Origin of the sequence: Enterobacter sp. JBIWA005, from assembly GCF_019968805.1 — a bacterium.
Taxonomy (GTDB): domain Bacteria; phylum Pseudomonadota; class Gammaproteobacteria; order Enterobacterales; family Enterobacteriaceae; genus Enterobacter; species Enterobacter vonholyi.
Map to the genome: position 1 here is coordinate 2,302,358 of NZ_CP074159.1, position 13,282 is coordinate 2,315,639.

The 13,282-nt window shown below is 58.9% G+C and carries 11 protein-coding genes; 5 read left to right on the forward strand and 6 right to left on the reverse strand.

Annotation, left to right across the window (positions count from 1 at the left end; translation table 11 throughout):
• Nucleotides 1-2: 2 nt before the first annotated feature.
• Nucleotides 3-989: a DUF979 domain-containing protein gene (locus tag KGP22_RS10945; protein ID WP_115875082.1), complete on the reverse strand. Its 987-nt coding sequence runs from the start codon at nucleotides 987-989 to the stop codon at nucleotides 3-5.
• A complete protein-coding gene (locus KGP22_RS10950) occupies nucleotides 986-1,708 on the reverse strand; it encodes a DUF969 domain-containing protein (protein WP_223582314.1) in 723 nt (240 codons plus the stop codon). Before KGP22_RS10950 ends, KGP22_RS10945 begins: the two co-directional genes overlap by 4 nt.
• A gap of 200 nt (nucleotides 1,709-1,908) precedes the next feature.
• On the opposite strand from KGP22_RS10950, the gene KGP22_RS10955 reads away from it, so the two are divergent.
• The gene (locus tag KGP22_RS10955) at nucleotides 1,909-2,454 is read left to right on the forward strand and encodes a winged helix DNA-binding protein (protein ID WP_024908533.1); all 546 of its coding nucleotides are present in this window, start codon (nucleotides 1,909-1,911) and stop codon (nucleotides 2,452-2,454) included.
• Here KGP22_RS10955 and glgX read toward each other — a convergent pair whose 3' ends face one another.
• The 3 genes from glgX to treZ are packed head-to-tail and all read right to left on the reverse strand — an operon-like array spanning nucleotide 2,455 to nucleotide 8,798.
• Nucleotides 2,455-4,530, reverse strand: coding sequence for a glycogen debranching protein GlgX (gene glgX, locus KGP22_RS10960; RefSeq protein WP_223582316.1), 2,076 nt, complete (start codon nucleotides 4,528-4,530; stop codon nucleotides 2,455-2,457). It abuts the gene before it with no gap.
• A gap of 15 nt (nucleotides 4,531-4,545) precedes the next feature.
• Complete coding sequence (treY, locus tag KGP22_RS10965) at nucleotides 4,546-7,014, reverse strand: malto-oligosyltrehalose synthase (protein WP_223582318.1); 2,469 nt, start codon at nucleotides 7,012-7,014, stop codon at nucleotides 4,546-4,548.
• The gene (gene treZ / locus KGP22_RS10970) at nucleotides 7,011-8,798 is read right to left on the reverse strand and encodes a malto-oligosyltrehalose trehalohydrolase (RefSeq protein WP_223582320.1); all 1,788 of its coding nucleotides are present in this window, start codon (nucleotides 8,796-8,798) and stop codon (nucleotides 7,011-7,013) included. Before treZ ends, treY begins: the two co-directional genes overlap by 4 nt.
• A 132-nt stretch (nucleotides 8,799-8,930) precedes the next feature.
• Here treZ and KGP22_RS10975 point away from each other — a divergent pair, with 132 nt between their 5' ends.
• The 4 genes from KGP22_RS10975 to KGP22_RS10990 all read left to right on the forward strand — a co-directional run bounded on the left by KGP22_RS10975 (nucleotide 8,931) and on the right by KGP22_RS10990 (nucleotide 12,348).
• On the forward strand, nucleotides 8,931-9,458 hold the full coding sequence (locus KGP22_RS10975; RefSeq protein ID WP_223582322.1) for a GNAT family N-acetyltransferase: 528 nt from the start codon (nucleotides 8,931-8,933) through the stop codon (nucleotides 9,456-9,458).
• Between the two features lie 90 nt (nucleotides 9,459-9,548).
• Nucleotides 9,549-10,307 (forward strand): 5'-nucleotidase, lipoprotein e(P4) family, encoded by a 759-nt coding sequence (locus KGP22_RS10980; RefSeq protein ID WP_223582324.1) that lies wholly within the window; start codon nucleotides 9,549-9,551, stop codon nucleotides 10,305-10,307.
• A gap of 141 nt (nucleotides 10,308-10,448) precedes the next feature.
• A complete protein-coding gene (locus KGP22_RS10985) occupies nucleotides 10,449-11,435 on the forward strand; it encodes an MBL fold metallo-hydrolase (protein WP_223582325.1) in 987 nt (328 codons plus the stop codon).
• Between the two features lies 1 nt (nucleotide 11,436).
• On the forward strand, nucleotides 11,437-12,348 hold the full coding sequence (locus KGP22_RS10990; RefSeq protein ID WP_223582326.1) for a LysR family transcriptional regulator: 912 nt from the start codon (nucleotides 11,437-11,439) through the stop codon (nucleotides 12,346-12,348).
• Here KGP22_RS10990 and KGP22_RS10995 read toward each other — a convergent pair.
• Nucleotides 12,339-13,223: a LysR substrate-binding domain-containing protein gene (locus tag KGP22_RS10995; RefSeq protein ID WP_149366935.1), complete on the reverse strand. Its 885-nt coding sequence runs from the start codon at nucleotides 13,221-13,223 to the stop codon at nucleotides 12,339-12,341. The genes KGP22_RS10990 and KGP22_RS10995 overlap by 10 nt on opposite strands.
• Nucleotides 13,224-13,282: the final 59 nt, after the last annotated feature.

Below are 13,282 nucleotides of genomic sequence, written 5' to 3' on the forward strand. Positions count from 1 at the left end.
CCTTAGCGAAACACGAGGAAATACATTAAGAACACGTTCACCACCAGCAGGGTTAACGCGGTCGGGATCTGGATCTTGATCACCTGATATTTGTCCTTAAGCTCCAGCAGCGCGGCGGGAACGATATTGAAGTTCGCGGCCATCGGCGTCATCAGCGTGCCGCAATAGCCCGCGTACATGCCAATCGCCAGCAGCGGCGCCGGGTTGCCGTGATGCACGTTGATGAGAAACGGCAAGGCGATACCGGCACTTAACACCGGGAAGGCCGCAAAGGCATTACCCATGATCATGGTAAACAGCGCCATACCCACGCAGTAAATGACCACCAGCATGAAGCGGCTATCCGGGTTCACAAACAGGCTCACCACCTTCTGCACCGAGTCGCCGGTGTTGGCCACCACGAACACGCCGCCGAGCATGGCCAGCATCTGCGGCAGGATCACCGCCCAGCCGATGGTATCGACAAGACGACGAGACTGACGAACGGCATGCAGCGGCGTGCCTTTGGTCAGCCACCAGCCGGTGAGGATCGCCGCGACGCAGGCCACGCACAGCGCCGCCAGGGTCAGCTGTTTCTGATCGAGCAGAAACACGCCGCCGATCGAAACGCCCTTCAGGAATAACGTGCCCAGCACCGTCACCACCGGGATCATCAGCGCGGGCAGGAACAGCCAGTTTTTAAGCCGGTTTGACGACGCGACGCGCTCCTCCTCGGTTGACATTTTATAGTGTCCTTTCCCGACGAGGCCAAAACCCGCCAGCAGCGCGATAACGATAACGCCGCCGCCGATTATCCGGTACGCCAGCGATTTCCCCAGCTCCTGGACCATCAGATCGCCAAACAGGAAGATCCCGCCAAACAAGAACCAGAACAGCGCGGTGGTAAAACGCTTTGGATTAGCGCGATCGCGCAGGGTCATCACAACCAGCAGCATCACGACAAAGCCAATCAGGTAGTACACGCGGTTAATGGTGATAAGCGTCATCATTGCACAGCCTCCTGCGTACCCTGCTCTGCACGCCAGGCCATCACGTCGCGGCGGATGCTTGCATCGAGGCGCAGCAGGCGCGTCATATGAATAACTAATGCCGCAATGGCGGTTGGAATGGCCCACAGGCCGATATGCAGCGGTTCAATGCCCTGAATACCATTCTCTTTCAGGAACGCGTCGATCAGCAGCACCGCCCCGAAGGCAATAAAGATATCTTCCCCAAAGAAGACCGCGATGTTGTCGCACGCGGCGGCGTGGGCTTTGATTTTGTCGCGGATGTGCTGCGGCAGCTCGCCATATTCGTTCAGCGCCGCCCCTTCGGCCATCGGCGCCAGCAGCGGGCGCACAGTCTGGGCATGACCTCCCAGCGACATCAGGCCCAGCGCGGCGGTGCCTTCCCGCGCGACAAAATAGAGCATCAGAATACGCGCCGAGGTGGCGCTGGCGATCTTCGCCACCCAGGCCTGGGCGCGCTCTTTTAGCCCGTAATATTCCAGCAGACCAATCACCGGCAGGATCAGGATGAAGGTGGGCAGCGATCGGCTATTGACGAACTTCTCGCCAAAGGTCTCCAGCAGCATGCCGAAATCCATGCCGACCAGCAGACCCGTCGCCAGCCCCGCCACCACGACCACCAGCAGCGGGTTGAAGCGCAGTGCAAAACCAATAACCACGATCGGTATCCCGATCAGCGGCAGCAGCGTAGTACCGTCCATAACGTTTACCCTATCGAAAGTGAGCGTTGCGCGCCGACGGCTATTTTTTTAATTTGCGGCGAGCGATGTTGTGTTTTGTTGGCAGGCTTCGCAAAACCTGCGCTAAAAAGCTATATCTGAACCTCAAAAACATGTAAACAAATTATCAATAAAATGTTCTTATTTTATCGATGAGTTTACATTTCTGGCTAAGGAACGTTATGACCTCAGAAAAGAGTGCTTCACCCGATCGCGACGATATCAACGATGGCCGGATCGTCTCTTCCCGCCATCTGGTATCCGAGCGCTGCGCGGAGTTATCAGAGCTGGAATATGCGCTGATTATGACCAGCAACGCGTTCAACAAATGGATGGTGCGCTGCATGACGGCTGCCGGAGAGCCCGATATGGGCGCCTTTGACGTTTCGCTGCTGCATCACGTGAACCACCGCGACCGCAAGAAAAAGCTGGCCGATATCTGCTTCGTCCTCAACGTGGAAGATACCCACGTGGTGACCTATGCCCTGAAAAAACTGGTCAAAGCAGGCTACGTGACGAGCGAGAAAGCGGGTAAAGAACTCTTTTTCTCTACCACGGAGGAAGGGAAAGCGCTGTGCATGAAATACCGGGACGTGCGGGAAGCGTGTCTGATTGCGATCCACGCGGAGAGCGGCATTGCCGGGAAGTCGATTGGCGAGACCGCGCAGCTGTTACGCACGATCTCATCCCTGTATGACACCGCCGCCCGGGCGGCGGCGTCACTGTAACTAAGGACGGCGGAACAGCGTAATGCTCCGTCCGGCCAGCGCATACTCTACGGTTTCGGTGATCGCTGTCCCGGTGGCAGCATCATCCGCCGTAGACAGCTCCAGCACCCATCCCCCTTCGCCAAACTGCGGGATCTGGAACGGCACGGTGCCTTCAAAAGGATTGAACAGCATCAGCACGTCGTGCCAGATACCGTCCTCCTGCCTGAGATCCGGCCTGCTGATGGAGACCCCGAGGGTTGAGCCTTCATCCCACTGCTCGGCCTGCTGTGGGCCGCCCCCGGCATTGAACCAGCGGATCTCCAGCCCGTCGCGCCAGCTTTCACGGCGCAGCAGTGGCTGTTGCGCGCGCAAGGTAATGAGACGACGGGTAAACTCGCGCAGCGCAGCGTCGTTTTCGGACAGCCCCTTCCAGTCGATCCATGAGATCTCACTGTCCTGGCAGTACCCATTGTTGTTGCCCTTCTGCGTGCGGCCAAACTCGTCCCCCGCCAGCAGCATCGGCGTGCCGTGGGAAAACAGCAGCGTGGTCAGGAAATTACGCTTCTGCCGTTCGCGGGTAGCAATAATATCCGGGTTCTCGGTTGGCCCTTCCTCGCCGTAGTTGTATGAGCGGTTATCGTTATGCCCGTCGTTATTGTCCTCGCCGTTGTCGGCGTTGTGCTTCTCGTTGTACGACACCAGGTCATTCAGCGTAAAGCCGTCGTGGGCGGTGATAAAATTGACGCTGGCCCACGGACGACGTCCGCGCAGATCGTACAGATCGCCGGAACCGAGCAGCCGCGCGGCAAAGTCCGTGGAGACATTGTCCCCCTTCCAGTACTCGCGAACGGTGTCGCGGTATTTGTCGTTCCACTCCCCCCAGCCCGGCGGGAAACCGCCGACCTGATACCCGCCGGGGCCGATATCCCAGGGTTCACCAATCAGCTTCAGTCGGGATAACACCGGATCCTGGGTCATGGCGTCAAAAAAACCGCCGCGCGGGTCAAACCCTTCGGGCTCGCGGCCCAGGATCGTCCCGAGGTCGAAGCGAAAACCGTCGATGTGCATCGATTCCGCCCAGTAGCGCAGGGAATCCATCACCATCTGCAGCACGCGCGGATGCGAGGTGTTGACCGTGTTTCCCGTCCCGGTGTCGTTGATGTAATACCGGTGCTGGTCCGGGAGCGTGCGGTAATAGCTGTAGTTATCAATCCCCTTAAACGAGAGCGTCGGGCCAAGCTCGTTCCCTTCCGCCGTGTGGTTGTACACCACGTCAAGAATGACCTCGATGCCCGCGTCATGATAGGCGCGCACCATATCGCGAAAGCCCTGGATCCCCGCCGGGCCGTAGTAGCGTGACGCAGGGGCAAAAAAGCCCAGCGTGTTATAGCCCCAGAAGTTCTTCAGGCCGCGGTCGAGCAGGTGCCGATCGTCCGGAAACCAGTGAACCGGCAGCAGCTCCACCGAGGTAATGCCGAGGCTTTTGATATAGTCGACAGAGGCTTTGTGCCCCATTCCCTCAAACGTGCCCCGCAGCTCGGGCGGAATGGCCGGGTTCATCTGGGTAAACCCTTTCACGTGGCTCTCATAGACAACGGTATGCGGCCAGGGTACGTTCGGCCGGTTGTTATCCTGCCAGTCAAAGGCGTTCGAGTCGATGACCCTGCATTTCGGCGTAAACGGCGCGCTGTCGCGGGTATCAAAGCTCAAATCCAGCTCGTCATGACCCAGCTCATAGCCGAAATGGGCGTCGTTCCAGTCGATGTCACCCACCAGTTCGCGAGCGTAGGGGTCGATAAGCAGCTTATGCGGGTTGAAGCGATGACCATTTTCCGGGTCGTAGGGGCCGTAGACGCGATAGCCGTACAGCGCGCCCGGCTTCAGGTCAGGCACATAGCCGTGCCAGACCTCATGGGTATACTCCGGCAGCTCCAGCCGGGCGATTTCCTTTTTCCCGGACGGGTCAAACAGACAGAGCTCCACCCGTTCAGCGTGAGCGGAGAACAGCGCGAAGTTGACCCCTTTCCCGTCATAATTTGCACCCAACTGCTGGCCATGACCGGCCCGAATTTCAAACGTTGTATCCTTTGCCATTTTCGTTCTCCACGATTATTCGCAGGTAAGCAGAACCAGTACACATCCCTTTTCTGACGTTAAATCCAGCGTCTCTTGCAGAATGCGGCTCTCGCCGCTGAACAGATCCCGATAGCGCTTACCGGCCAGTTCGTCGGGTAACGCGACCGTGGTATTGACCCACAGCTGATGATTAGCGGTGACGCCAAAAACCAGACGCGGCACGGCAACGATCAGCGCCTCGTCGTCCTTAACGCGCGCATACACAATCAGGTTCTCCTCGCGGTCGCCGGTGACCTTAAGCGGCAGCCAGTCGCCGTAGCGGAAAAGCGCGTCGTAGTGCGGTCGAAGCCGCAGCAGCGTGGCGGTAACAAACTGCTTAACGCGCCCGTCCCGCCAGCATGCCGGGCTGTCAAACACCGAGGCATCCGCCGCGCTGAGGTTGTGCACCAGCGCGTTGAAATCCGGCTCCCGTCGGTTATCCGGGTCGACGAGGCTAAAGTTAAGCGCCTCGCTGCCCTGATAGATATCCGGCACGCCGGGCGCCGTCAGCTTGATCACCTTCTGGCTGAGGCTGTTCATTAACCCGGCGCGGATAAAGGGCTGCATCGCCTCGCTGAAATCATGCAGGAACGGGGCGTTGTCCGGCGAAAGCAGGTGCCGCGCGTAGCTCAACACCACGCTCTCATAGCTCTCGTTGCTGTCGATCCAGTCGGTGCGCTGTTTCGCCTCGCGCAGCGCTTTCTCGAGGAAGCCGAGGAAGCGTTCTTGCAGTGATTTCAGCCCGTCGGCGTCGTCCGGTGACAGCGTGGCGGGCCAGACGCCCGCCAGCGCCTGGTAGATCATCCACGTATCGGCGGCGTTCGGCGCGGTACCGTCATTGAGAAAGCGCACCTGGGTCTGGTTCATCTGCCGCCAGCGGGCAAGGTTGTCGCCCCACCGCTCCGGGGCTTCCGTCAGGGTGTAAAGGCGCGCGCGGGCATCCTCCCCGCGCTTGGTATCGTGCGTGGAGGTGCCAAGCAGCGCATCGGGCTGACGGGCCAGACGAATGCGCATTTCCTGGTGGAAGCGGGATAATGAAAACGCGCGCGGCGTCGGGTCGGCGCCCACTTCGTTGAGCGCAAGCTCGAGGTTGTGGCGAAAGAAGAGCGTGTCTTCAACGGACTTCGCCATCAGCGGCCCGGTCAGCTGCTGGAAGCGGGTCCTGAAAAGCGCGGCGCTCTCGCGGCAATCTTCCGGCAGATCGCCGGTAAGAATCCGCACGATCAGGCTGAGCGCCGCTTCCGACGTCTCCACGCTGGCAACCACGCGGTTAAGCAGCGCCACGTCCGGCGGGGTTAATCCTTCCCGGGTGCCGTAGGTGCGGTAGACCGGAAAGGCGATAAGCAGTTCGCGCAGCGCGTGACGGATTTCCTCGCGCGGCAGCGCAACCTCATTGCGACGGGCCAGATCCTCAGCAAGGTTAAGCAGCGTGGTGAATTCACCCTCAAAATTGCGATCGGCCATCAGGCCTTTGGCATCGCGCAGTTCCGCATGGCGATCGACCGTGATGCCCAGCGTCTCGTCGTGGATTTTCTCCAGACGCCCCAGGCTATCGTCGTCGACCAGCACTTCCGCCAGCGAGGCGATAAACTCGTAGCCGGTGGTGCCGGATACCGGCCAGTCAGCGGGGAGCTGTTCCCCTTTGGCGAGAATCTTTTCGACCGTGATGTAGCAGTCGGGCCCGGCCGCCTGCCGCAGGCGCTGCAGATAGCCCAGCGGATCCGCCAGACCGTCGACATGGTCAATGCGCAGGCCGTCCACCACGCCCGCGTGGACCAGCTCAAGGATCAGCCGGTGCGTGTCGTCGAAGACCGCATCATCCTCAACCCGAACGCCGACCAGCCCGGTTATCTCAAAGAAGCGCCGCCATGAGAGCTGCTTCGGCGCCTCCCGCCAGGACATAAGCCGCCAGCTTTGCGCGTCGTGCAGCTCGGCTATGCTCTTCTCCTCGCTGTAGGTACCCGGGTTGAGCGGATACTCGGCGTCGTAGTAAACCAGTGCGGCCTTTTCCGTGACAGGGTCACGTTTTAAGGTGATGGCACCCTTCTCCAGCTCCGCCTCAAAGGTATCGCCAAGAAACGGCAGCGTAAGCGGTCGTGACCCGTCGATATCGAAGTAGCGGAAATAGCGGCTCTGCTGGCCATATTCAATCACGTCGCGCCACCAGGCGTTTTCCAGCGAGGTGGACATATGGTTGGGGACGATATCCAGAATCAGCCCCATACCGGCCTGCTTAAGCGCCGCCGCCATGCGGTCGAAACCGTCTCGTCCGCCGATCGCGGGGTCGATTTCATTCGGGTTGGTCACGTCATAGCCGTGGGTAGACCCCGTCGTGGCAGTGAACACGGGCGACGCGTAAAGGTGGCTGATGCCGAGGTCCTTCATATACGGCACCAGCGCCACAACGCGGTCAAAGGTCATGCCGTTACGGAACTGAATTCGGTACGTGGCGGAAGGGATCATAACGATGCTTCTCCATCAGCAAAGCGAACGACAATACCGTTCGGGGGTAAAACGTCAGAGACTTCCGGCCAGGCAAAGCGCGTCTCACCCGCGAGATCGGGCAGCGCGACGGGCTTAATGCCGATATTAAGCGCCAGCGAGAGCGTCCCCGACGGAAAGCGCCAGCACACCGCCACCATGCCGGGCGCGGTCTTGAGCACATGGCCCTCAACGGCACCGCGCGGATGCAGAAGCGGAACGATATGGCGATGACGCAGCGTCAGCAGATTGCGCGTGTAGCGCAGCCACGTTTTGCCCTCGTCGGTGGCAATCTTATGCCAGTCGAGCTTTGAGCGAACAAAGGTGTTCACGTCATTCGGGTCCGGAACGGCTTCATCGTGTCCGGCGTGACCGGTAAACTCTTTCGCGCGCCCTTCCCGCACCGCCTTTGCCAGTTCGCCGTGAAAATCGGTGAAGAACAGGAACGGATGCGTTTCACCGAACTCCTCGCCCATAAACAGCAGCGGGATATGCGGGGAGAGCAGCAGCGCGGCAAGCAGCACCCGCGTCTTGTCGGCACCCGCGAGGGAGATAAGCCGCTCGCCCTGGGCGCGATTGCCGGTCTGATCGTGGTTTTGAATAAAATCGACGAAGAACTGCGGCGGCTGCGAGTGGCATTCCACCCCGCGGGATTCGCCGGTTTGCAGCGAAATCTCGCCCTGGTAGACAAAGCCTTCCGCCAGCGCCCGGGCGAACTTTTTCTCCGGCTCAAAGGCAAAGTCCTGGTAATAGGCGTGCGTCTCACCGGTAGCAAACACGTGGGCGGCGTTGTGGAAGTCATCGTTCCACTCGCCGGTAAACAGCGGCGTGTGGCCCTGTTCATCGCGCGGATGCAGAAAAATCACGTTGCGGCTGTCTTCCGTGGTCAGGTGAACGTGCCGGTGGGGAATGGCCTCGCGAATTTTTGCGGCAATCTCCTCGAGAATGTGCGTGTCCGAGCCGTCTTTAATCTGGTCGATGGCATCAAAGCGCAGGCCGTCCAGACGGTATTCCGTCAGCCAGTAGAGCGGCGCGTCGGTGATGTACTGCCTGACCGGCTCGCGCTCGTAGGCGATGCCGTTACCCCACGGCGTCATCCGCTGTGCATCAAAAAACGCGGGCGACAGCAGAGGCAGATAGTTTCCTTCGGGCCCAAAGTGGTTGAGCACGATATCCAGCACCACGGAAAGCCCCAGCCCGTGCGCGGCGTCGATAAACGCGTGGAAATCCTCCGGCGTGCCGTACGCTGAGTGTGGGGCATACAGCAGCACGCCGTCATATCCCCAGCCGCGGGAACCGCCAAACTGGGAGACGGGCATCACTTCAAGCTGGGTAATCCCGAGTTCTGCCAGATACGGCAGCTTGTCGATGGCCGACCGGAAGGTGCCCTCCGGAGTGAAGGTGCCGATATGCAGTTCGTAAATGACCGTCTCTTCCCACGGACGCCCTGCCCAGTCGCGGTTGACCGGCTGGTAACGTCGGGGATCGATCACCACCGAGGGGCCGTTAACGTCGTCCTTTTGCGCCCGCGAGGCGGGATCGGGCACCGCCATGCCGTCCTGAAGAACAAACTGATATTCTGCACCGTGCGTGACGCCAGGGACGTCTGCCTGGAACCAGCCGCCGCCTGTTGCCGTCATCGGCACATCGGTGGCGGCAAGACGTAGCGTAAGTTCTTTCTGTCCTTCTGCCCAGACGCGAAAACGTACAACGTCATCGGAAATAAACTCAGCACCCCACTGCTTTTGAAATGTCCTGAATTCCATTCATTGTCCTCGAATGACCCACATTTTACGCGGAACGAAGTACAAGCTTAGTTCAGGATTAAAAGTGCGTGAGCTCAGCGGATTTAACCGCTTCGTCTATTCTTTATGAAATAACTCACTATCGGGAATACTATGCAGATTCGAAAAGGATTAAATACGGACCTCGTCCGTCTTGAATGTTGTGACTTTTCTTTCACCATTAGCCACATTGCGCGAGAGCCCTTTATCCATTGTGATTTGCATATCGAAGCCGTCGCCGAGCCCTGGATAAAAACCTACGAACTCGACATTCAAACCCTTGAAAACCATTGCGTTAATCCGGACGCCATATTTCTTGTGGCGGAAACAGACGACGGTGAAATAGCCGGATTTATTACCGCGTCAATCGGCTGGAATAAGTTTATCTCGGTGGATTACATAGCCGTGGATCGCACGAAACGCAGAACCGGCGCCGCGCAAAAATTGATGGCCGCCGCGCACGTGTGGGCCCGCAGCGTAAACGCGCCGGGATTACGGCTTGAAACACAAAATGTGAACGTCTCTGCCTGTCTGTTTTACCGTAACTACGGGTTCACCCTGGGCGGATACGATCGTTATCTCTACAACGCCCTACCGGAAAAAGACGAGGTCGCCCTGTTCTGGTATTACATGCTGGTCTAGCGGAAACACATTGCCACATCGCGGTCATATTTCTGTCACTGAATTTCATTACGCTTTCGGGATTTTAACCACGGTGTTGAGGAAAGAAGCGTGAATTCAATGGCTAAGGCATTACTGCTGGCATTACCTGTTTTGAGTGCAACGGCAGCGGCGACGGCCGCGGAGCACGACCTGTGTGAACCGAAAGCGTACGAAATGGCGCTGCGCTATCAGCAGAAATCGGCAGAGATTATGGCCCTTCAGCTGCAAACCTATCGGTTTGCCACCGAGCGTTTCAACGAAAAGTTAAAGGATCTGAAAACGCCCGAAAATTACGCCGTGGTAATGGACCTGGATGAAACGGTACTGGATAACACCCCTCTGCTGGTGCGCGACATGGAGCAGTGTCACGACTATACGAAATGGGACACCTGGAGCGACTGGGAGAAACAGGGAAAACCCGGCTTAATTCCGGGGGCGAAAGCGTTTCTTGAGCACGTGAATCAAAGCAAGGTCCGCATCTACTACGTTTCGGATCGTATGCAGGAAAACAAAGCCGACACGCTGAAGACGTTAAACGCTCTCGGCCTGCCGCAGGTATCTGACGAAAGCGTGCTGCTGGATACGGTCAGCAAGGAAGAGCGTCGCCAGAGCATCCTCAAAAAGCAGCAGATCGTGATGCTGTTCGGCGACAGCCTGCCGGACTTCGCCGTGCAGTTTAAAAACAAAAAGCCGAGCGAGCAGCAGCGTGAGCTGGTTGAAGCCAGCGCCGAACGCTTCGGCAACGACTGGATTGTGCTGCCTAATGCCGCTTATGGCTCATGGTCCAAAGCCACGCCGGACAGCTGGAACGTACCGCTGAAAAAATAATGTCTACGGGCCGGGAAAGCTATCGCGCGCCTTCCCGGCCCTTCGGTTTCCTATCCATCCCGTTTATAGGTCCTATCATTTCTGGGCAGGTTCTTATAATTTTACGGAGCAGTAAGATGAGCACTTACAAAGGAGACTCGTATGCTTACCGTGAAAAAACTTGCTCTTTCCACGCTGATTTCCAGTTCACTGCTTTTTTACCCTGCGCTCCAGGCCTCGGCGGAGACGCCCCAGCACGTCGTTAAACAACCGGCGGGCGGTTACAGCGTGCAGGTCGGCGACGTTCTGGTCACCTCGTTTACCGACGGGACCGTCGCGCAGGATCTGCACAAGCTGCTGCGCCGGACCACGCCGCAAAACATTGATGCGCTGCTCGCGAAAAACTTTCAGACCAACCCGGCTGAGGTCTCCATCAACGCTTTTCTGATTGCGATACCCGGACATAAAATCCTGGTGGATACCGGCTCGGGCCAGCTCTTTGGCCCTGATACCGGCGGACGTCTGGTTGAAAGCCTCGCCACGCAGGGGATAAAACCCGAAGACATTACTGAAGTCCTGCTGACCCACGCCCACTCCGATCATGCCGGTGGCCTGGTGAAGGATGGAAAAGTGGTGTTCAGCAACGCGCGCGTTTTCGTTGGCAAACCGGATATCGACTTTTTCTTTAATGACGACAACCAGAAGAAAACCGGCTACGGCAAGAACTACTTTGACGTCGCGCAGAAGACCTTAAAACTCTATCTGGATGCGGGAAAAGTGGTGCCGTTTAGCGGCACATCGGAGATTCTACCGGGGCTGACCGGCACGGTTCATCCCGGACACACGCCGGGCTCAGCCTTCTACACGCTGACAAGTAAAGGCGAGAAGATCACCTTTGTCGGCGACATCATTCATGCCGCGGCGGTTCAGTTCCCGCAGCCTGCGGTGACCATCACCTACGATGAAGATCAGAACAAAGCGGCAACCGTTCGCGAGCATGCGTTCGCTGACTTTGTGAAAAACAAGGACCTGGTTGCCGCCCCGCACCTGCCTTTCCCGGGCATCGGCTATGTGACGAAAGGCGCGAAAGGCGGCTATGCCTGGGTCCCTGTGACCTATACCAACCGTGACGCCAGCAGCGCGAAATAAGATGACGCCCATCTCTGATATGGACATAGACCTGATCCTGACCCTGGACGCCCTGCTTCAGGACAGGAATATCACCCATGCGGCCGCGCGGCTGGGCATCAGCCAGCCTGCGCTGTCCGCCCGTCTGGCGCGTCTGCGCACGCTGTTTGGCGAACCGCTGTTTATTCCCTCCCCGCATGGACGCGGGGTATTGCCCACGCCGCGAGCGGAAGCGCTCAGGCCGCAGGTGGCAAGCGTGCTGCGCGGCATCAGCGCGATGTTTGCACCCACCGCGTTTGATGCGCAAACCAGCAGCCGGACCTTTGTAATCGCGCTGCATGAGAATCCGGCGCTGATGCTCGGCACCGGGCTGCTTAACCAGATTAGAACCGATGCCCCCGGTATCCGCCTGCGCTTCGCCCTGCCGGAGATAGCTGACCTGCCGCAGCAGCTGGAAAACGGCGATGTGGATATCTACATTGGCGTGAGCGCAGGTGCCCATGAGGGATGGGTGAGGCGCAAACTCCTCGACGACGCGTTTGCCACCGCCCAGCGTAAAGGCCATCCGCGCGGAACGGGTCCGTTAGATCTGGATAGCTACTGCGCGCTTTCCCATCTGGTGGTGTCGTCGGCGGGGGATCCGTTTAGCGGCTTTGTTGACCAAACCCTCGCCGGGCTGGGCTACCAGCGACACGTCGCCATGTCCACCCAGAGCTATGCCGTGGCGCCAGCACTTATTGCCGGTACGGACCTGGTGTGCACCCTGCCGGAACGGATGCTGAAGCAGTTTGCCTGCACGCTGGATCTCTTTGCACCACCGCTGCCGCTCCAGCCGATTACCATCAACATGTACTGGCACCCGAAAAACAGCCAGGATCCGGCGAATGCCTGGCTGCGCGAACAGCTGCTGCGGGCCGCCGGACGTCAGGTGTGATCGAGCGTTACCAGAAACTTTTTAAGCACCTCTGAGCGAATAATCCGGTGGCAAACCAGGGTGAGTTCGCTCTCCCGCAGCCGGTCGAGGATGTCCACGTAGACGACATTCTCGACGCTCACCGCCTTTGCCGACGCGGGGAGCAGCGCCAGCCCAAACCCCGCCGAAACCAGGCTTATCACCGTGGGCACGTCGGTCGCGTTCTGCACGACGTCCGGCTGAAAGCCCGCTCCGCTGCAGGCATCATAGAAGTACTGCTCCAGCCCCATTCCCTCCGGGTCGCGCAGGGAGATCCATTTTTCGTCTTTCACCGACGAAAGCGTCAGCGCGGCGGACCCGGCCAGCGGATGCTGACGATACAGCGCCAGCACCGTTTTCTCCGAGGCGAACGGGCGGCTTTGCAGATCGTCCGGCAGCGACGGCAGCGGCGCGCGGATGATGGCCACATCCAGCTGGTTGCTCTGCACGGCGGCGTAGAGTGTCTGCACGTTTCCGGTCATCAGGGACATGGTAATGGCCGGCCAGCGGGTGTGCATCTGGCGCAGCGCGGCGGGCAGCCTGCCGTCAAACATCGCGCTCGACACGCACCCGAGGTTTAACACCCCCTGCTCGCCCCGTGCCGTTTGTCTGGCGTCCAGCACCGCCTGTTCGGTCAGCGAGATGGCAAGCCGGGCTTTCACGAGAAATGCTTCGCCCGCGGGCGTCAGGGTCAAGCGGCGGTTCGCCCGGCTGAAAAGCGTGACGCCTAAACGTTCTTCCAGGGCCTTTATCTGCTGGCTCAGCGCCGGCTGCGCCATGTTCAGACGCTCGGCGGCCCGGTGCATGTGGAGCTCTTCGGCCACGACGATGAAGTGGCGCATCTGACGAAACTGCACGAGACGTCTCCCTGTATTGATATAAATTTCATTATCAATTTAACAGTAATGATGCAATT

Coding starts and splice junctions, on each gene's coding strand:
- treZ (WP_223582320.1), bottom strand. CDS start 8,798: ATGGAATTCAGGACATTTCAAAAGCAGTGGGGTGCTGAGTTTATTTCC.
- KGP22_RS10945 (WP_115875082.1), bottom strand. CDS start 989: ATGATGACGCTTATCACCATTAACCGCGTGTACTACCTGATTGGCTTT.
- KGP22_RS10985 (WP_223582325.1), top strand. CDS start 10,449: ATGCTTACCGTGAAAAAACTTGCTCTTTCCACGCTGATTTCCAGTTCA.
- KGP22_RS10950 (WP_223582314.1), bottom strand. CDS start 1,708: ATGGACGGTACTACGCTGCTGCCGCTGATCGGGATACCGATCGTGGTT.
- KGP22_RS10975 (WP_223582322.1), top strand. CDS start 8,931: ATGCAGATTCGAAAAGGATTAAATACGGACCTCGTCCGTCTTGAATGT.
- glgX (WP_223582316.1), bottom strand. CDS start 4,530: ATGGCAAAGGATACAACGTTTGAAATTCGGGCCGGTCATGGCCAGCAG.
- KGP22_RS10990 (WP_223582326.1), top strand. CDS start 11,437: ATGACGCCCATCTCTGATATGGACATAGACCTGATCCTGACCCTGGAC.
- KGP22_RS10955 (WP_024908533.1), top strand. CDS start 1,909: ATGACCTCAGAAAAGAGTGCTTCACCCGATCGCGACGATATCAACGAT.
- treY (WP_223582318.1), bottom strand. CDS start 7,014: ATGATCCCTTCCGCCACGTACCGAATTCAGTTCCGTAACGGCATGACC.